The sequence below is a fragment of the Streptomyces sp. NPDC005483 genome (assembly GCF_040606035.1).
Classification (GTDB): Bacteria; Actinomycetota; Actinomycetes; order Streptomycetales; family Streptomycetaceae; genus Streptomyces.
Genome location: NZ_JBEXEA010000093.1, coordinates 1 through 5,643, shown reverse-complemented (window position 1 = coordinate 5,643; position 5,643 = coordinate 1). Strand labels below are relative to the sequence as shown.

Genomic DNA, 5,643 nt, shown 5'->3' with positions numbered 1-5,643 from the left:
CGCAGGCCCGCAGTGACCGGACGCTGCCGGCGTCGTTAGCCACCTGCTCACTCGCCTTCGTCGTGGACGGCGTCGCCGCCTTTGATGTGGCGGGCGGGGTTGTGGCCTTGTTCCATGAGGTCGACGGCCCACAGCATGGTCTGGACGCCTTCGAGTTTGGCGAGGCCTGGTGTGGGTCCGAGGCGGAAGGCTCCGGGCTGGGGCTTGCCGGAGGTGGCGTAGGGGAGGAAGTCGAGCGGGCTGTCGCCCGGGCTGGGGTAGACGACGCAGTCGGAGAGTACGGCGAGCGGGTACAGGCCGGTCATGGTGGCCATGTTGCGCAGCTTGCGGTGCATGTTGACGCGCGCCTTGGAAATGACGGCGGCGCGGATGTCGGGGCGCCAGGTCGGCCGCTGGAGGGCCGGCCACCGCTCGCCCTCCTTGTACTTCCTGCCCTGGGGGCGTTCGCGGAGCTTGCCGATGCCGCCCTTGACGGTGGCCTTGATGGCAGCGAGTACGGCGGCCATAGCCGGGTCGGCGTCCTTGTGGCGCTCCATCGCCGCCAGGAACTCCACGTCCGACAGGTCCTTGGTGACGCCGAGGTCGGCGAGGGTGTCGACGTAGGCGGTCTTCAATCGGTCGTGCCACGGGTCCAGGTAGGCACCGGTCTCACGGCGCAGGTAGGCCTCGATCGGGGTGACGTTGAAGCCGAGCTCTTGGGCGTAGGCGACGGTATACGTCTGGTACCAGGCCGGACCTGTCGGCCGGGTGCCGTCCGGGGTGAAGGGCGAGGGCAGGCGCGGGTCCACCTCGACGTGGGACAGGTCGACCAGCCAGGAGCCGGGGATTTTCGGGTTGAACACCGGGTTGTGGAAGTGGTCGGGAGCGGACAGGCCGACGACCAGGCGGGCCGCGGCGGCGAGGAAGGCGGTGTTCAGGTCGAGGCCGACCGCGTAGGGCAGCGTGCACTCCTCATCGCTCAGCAGGCTGACATCGCGCACCCACTGGTACGCCTCCTCGTTCAGGAACCCGCCGCTCCAGCCGCTGTCGACGACGACGGGGTGTTCGGGGGTGGCCTCCGGCGGTGCCGGGTCCATTGGCTCTGTTCCGAGCGAGCCGGGGTTGTGGCCGGGTACCCAGTTCCCCGTCTGCGGGTCCTGCACCGCGCGGGTGGGCGGGCGCAGCGCGGTCATCAGCTCCAGCCCGGACACGGCCGTGGAGCCGCGCGGGGTGATGACCCGCTGGGCGTAGGTGCCGAGGACGCGGGCGATGTCGGCCGGCTCCATCTGCGTAACGCTGGGCCATGACCGCTCATCGAGGGCGTCCCAGGACAGGATCGCCAGCTGCACGCACTGCCGTTCGTGCCCCTGGACCTTGCGGTAGATCCTTGCCCAGGGGCCGAACCCGCGCTGGGTGAGCCGCCATTTCGCTTTCACCACCTGCTTGACCACCGGGTGATCCTCGGGAAGGCGCAGGGAGCGGCGCTGTTCGTGGCCTTCCAGGCGCTCGGGGAGTCCGAGTTTTACGGCGGCCGCGGCGGTGAGCACGATCAGCGGGTCGCTGTCCTTGCCGTTGCGGTGCAGACGCGGCGCACCGAGCCCGGACTCGCCAAGCGTCCACTCCACTAGCTCCACCACGCTTGTCGCCGGGCAGTCCAGCACGATCCCACCGACGCCGTACGCGCAGCCGTCGCCGTCCAGCACGGCGAGCGGGCCGTGCGGGAACCGTGGATCGGCTGCGGGCTGCGCCGCCTTCTTCGGGGCCGGACGGCGTGATGCCGCGGCCGGCCGGGCGGCGGGACGCGCCGGCCCCGTTGCCGGGACGGCGGGAGTCTGCGGGGCGTCTGCCGTCTGCCCCCTGGACGCGGCCGGTTCGGTAGATGCCGTGGGCGCCGTCGCGGCAACCGAGGCTGTCGGGGCTGCGCCGGGGGCGGGGTACTTCGCCGCCCACCCGTTCAGCAGCCGCTGGTAGGCGTCCAGGCGCGGCGACTTCGGCTCGCTTCGGCCGTTCTCCCAGTTCTTCACCGACTGGGTCGTGGTCTTCAGCGCGGTGGCGAGGCGGGCCTGGGTGATTCCGGCGGCCTCCCGCAGCCGGGCACGCTCCGCCGGAGGCGGCAGATGCGGCTCCTCGTTCAGCAGAGCGTCGACGGACGCGAACAGCTCTTCCTCAGATGCCATGCCCAGCCACCTTCACCTCAGGATCCAATATCGCTTAACCACAAACTTATCCCATTCCTTAGCCCTGAGGCTCATTCCAACCCCAGCGCGTCCAGTGCGGTGAGCTTGGTCCACGGTGCGCTTCGCGCGGTGCGCTTCGCGCGGTGCGCTTACGTTCATCGGGCAGGGGAAGTGATGATCTCCATGACGAGCGTGATGCAGCACTACGGCCTGCTGTGGACCGACCCGGACGGCGCCCCGCAGGCGTCGGCCGGCAGGTACGACAAACGGTCGGCGAAGCGTCGCCGTACCGAACTCAAGGCCGTGGGCTGTACCCGCGTCGAGATCGTGCCCGTCAGGCCGGGGGAAGTTCCCGAGCCGGTCTCCTGAGCAATGCGGGACGAGGTAGAGCACACCAGCCGGATCCCGTTCGGCAGCGCCTGAAGGCCCCCGCACAGCGCGTCGACCAGCCACTGGCCCGACCCTTCAGCCGAACAGGCCGAGGTCCGTGAGCAGCTGGCGCCGTGCATCGGGCAGCGAGTCTCGCCTGCTGCGCATGTTGCTGCGCCATACTCCGAGGCGGACTTCGGTGCCGTCCTCCAACTGCTCTACGTGCCCCCGTGGCACGGTCACGTGCCCCTCTCGGGCCTTGTACTGCGCGAGGGCCGCCATGCCGCGCTCGAAGGCCCCCAGGGGCGTGGTGGACGGTTTCGTGGGTGCCTCCGCCTCTGGGGCCGGAGGTGTGATGCCGAGTTGCTCCAGACGTTGGCGTTGCGCGTCGGTCAGGGCCTGCCAGACCTCGGGCTTGCGCTGTTTGGCCAGCCATTTGCCGATGTCCATGCCGTGGACGGTGAGCCCGGGCAGTACCTCGGTCTCACCGGCTTGGCCCTCTTCGTCGGCCAGGAGCTCACGGAGTGCCGCGTAGTGCCGCTGCCATTCCGGCAGCCACGAGGGGTTCCAGTCCTCGTCGACGGCTTCCAGTGCCGTCTTCCACTCGGGGTGTCCGTCGAGGGCGCCGGGGCGGCGCAGGTTCGAGAGCCACTGCCCGACCGGCTTGTCCAGCGCGGTGGCGGTGCGGGGTGCGCAGAGGGTCCAGTGCTGGTCGTAGTAGGCCTTGGCGGCTTCGAGGTTTTCCTGGAAGCGTTCATCCGTCACCGACCAGACCATGCCGAGCTGCTCGAGTCGGCGGGCACGCAGGCCGCTCATCTCCCCGGCCCCGTACGCCCGTCGCTGCTCTGCCACCCATTGCCCGAGCGGTGTTGCGCCTTCGCGGTGTCCGTAGGGCACGCGGGCGTTCCCGACCCGCTCGACGTACGCCTTCAGCTTCGCCCAGGCGCGGGCCCAGTCCTGCCGCTCGGTGTCGATCACGTTGAAGGAGACCCAGTCCGCGACCATCACCGGATCCCGGGGGGCGGCAAAGCGGAGCAGGAGGCGGGATTCGTCTTCGCCTTCCTCGGGCGCAGAGCCGATGTTCACGGACGGCTGCGCGGCGTCTTTCTGCGGCTCCTGTGGAATGGCGAGCAGCTCGACGGCTTCTTCATCATGAGCCCGCAGCCCTTCCAGGACTTTCACCAGGGGCCGGTAAGAGCCGGAGGTGAACATGTCCTCGGGCTGCTCTCCGGGCTGGAGGAAGACGGGCACGATCAGGGAGGCGAGTTTGCCTTCTCCGGGCTTTTGTCGGAGTGCCCGGCCGATGGCTTGGACGATGTCGTGCGGCGCGCCCTTGGGGTCCAGGAGGGCAACTGAATCCACGGCGCGGATGTCGACGCCCTCGCCCAGGACCCGGCAGTTCGAGAGCACGGCCCGCTGCGCCGTGCTGCCGAACGAGCCGAGGACCTCCCGTCGACGTTCGGGGAGGTGTTCGCCGCACAGCCAGTTGGCCCAGATCCGCTTGGGGTAGGTCTCGGGCTGGTCGGCGTGCAGCTTCGCCGCGACGCGCTCCAGACCTTCCGCATAGGCCTGTGCCTCGATGGTGCGGTGGTGGAAGGTGATGCACGTCGACAGGTCGTGCTGCGCCATCGTGTGCAGCAACGCGGCCTGCAGGGCTCCGAGGCGCTGCCCGCGCACTTCCTCGCTGTGCCGCTCCTCGCCCATCAGCCGCTCGGGAGTGACGACGGGGTCCTTCAGTTCCAGGACGATGATCTGGTACCGCGCCAGCAGGCCCCGGGAGACGGCCGAGGCGAGCGAGAGCTTGTAGAGGACGGGCCCGAAGACCTTCTCGTCGTCCATGGAGGCTGCCATCTCCCGCGGCAGTGGATCCCGCACCCCCTCCGCGACCTCGCGGTTCAGCCGCTCCTCCCAGATCCGCGGTGTCGCCGTCAGATACAACCGCCGCAACGCCGGGATGACGCTCTGGTCATGGATGCCCGCCCACGCCTTACCCATCGAGCCACTTGTCCTATGGGCCTCATCAACCACCGCGAGGTCTACTGGATCAAGCTTCTGCCCGTAGACGCCCTCGAACGCCTCCGCCAGGACACCCAAGCTGGCGTACGTCGCGTAGATGGTCACCGGCCCCTGCCCGTGCCACAGCGCCAACTGGATCGGATTCGTCGTGGAGCGCACCTTCAACGACCACAGCTCCGGATCGTCCTGGAGCGAACACACCGCCACCGCCGGCCCCTTGTGCCCGGCCTCGTGCCACGCTCTCACCGTCTGCGCCAGCAGATCCAGCGTCGGCACCAACACGAGCACACGCCCCCTGGGCACAAGCCGCCTCGCCGACGCGGCAGCCATGATGGTCTTCCCCGTGCCACACGCCGCGTGCACCTGCCCGCGAAGGCCATTCCAGGGAATACCGCCCGGCGGAACATCAAGACCCCGCACAATGGCGGCAACGGCCTCGACCTGGTGATCACGCAGCTTCACGGCCATGCCCCGGGTTCTCCTTTTCGCGGAATGCGGAGCGTAATAGCAAATAGAATTCAGGCGCAAGGTGCGCGGCGGTAGGGGTGTAGCATCTGATCCCAGACTCTACACAGTCAAGGCTCGTGATGCATCACCTGTAGACTACTTCACAGCCGAGGGTGGCACAGTGACTCAATCGCACCCACGAACAGTCAACTGTCCTCTATGCTGACAGGGCGATAGGTGAACATGCCGGGACAGGTAGACGGTGGGGGAGGGGTTCAGGGTGGAGCGCAGCGGAACCCGTCACTACAACCAGGCCGGCACCTCGTCAGGCCGATGGTCCGTCACATCCGTTGCAGGAGTGGTGGCTGGGAATCCCAAGCCCTACACAGGCCGAGGCATGATGCACCCCACCCCTTACTGCCAGCGCCGAGAATCCCGCTTGCGGGATTCTGTCAATTCGCGCTTGCGCGAATTGACGCACTCAGAATTCCGCTTGCGGAATTCGATTCCCCCGCTTGCGGGGGAATCTGGCGGAGCGTCAGCGGAGCCGTTCCCTATGCAGCGCGCCAGCGCTGCATATCCCGCTCCGCGGGTCCACGTTCCACTCCACCTCGACCAGACGGGTGATCTTCTCCACGGCGGGGAGCTTGTAAGC

General features: G+C 68.4%; 3 protein-coding genes. 1 reads left to right on the top strand and 2 read right to left on the bottom strand.

Translation table 11 applies throughout. The features are described from left to right. Positions 1–47 precede the first annotated feature (47 nt). On the bottom strand, positions 48–2,156 hold the full coding sequence (locus tag ABZT06_RS50100; protein ID WP_355756523.1) for a helix-turn-helix domain-containing protein: 2,109 nt from the start codon (positions 2,154–2,156) through the stop codon (positions 48–50). A 174-nt stretch (positions 2,157–2,330) separates the two neighbouring features. Here ABZT06_RS50100 and ABZT06_RS50095 point away from each other — a divergent pair, with 174 nt between their 5' ends. Beyond that, the gene (locus ABZT06_RS50095; RefSeq protein WP_355756520.1) at positions 2,331–2,525 is read left to right on the top strand and encodes a hypothetical protein; all 195 of its coding nucleotides are present in this window, start codon (positions 2,331–2,333) and stop codon (positions 2,523–2,525) included. A 96-nt stretch (positions 2,526–2,621) separates the two neighbouring features. On the opposite strand, the gene ABZT06_RS50090 is transcribed toward ABZT06_RS50095, so the two are convergent. Continuing rightward, positions 2,622–5,009, bottom strand: coding sequence for a Helicase associated domain protein (locus ABZT06_RS50090; RefSeq protein ID WP_355756517.1), 2,388 nt, complete (start codon positions 5,007–5,009; stop codon positions 2,622–2,624). Between the last annotated feature and the right edge of the window lie 634 nt (positions 5,010–5,643).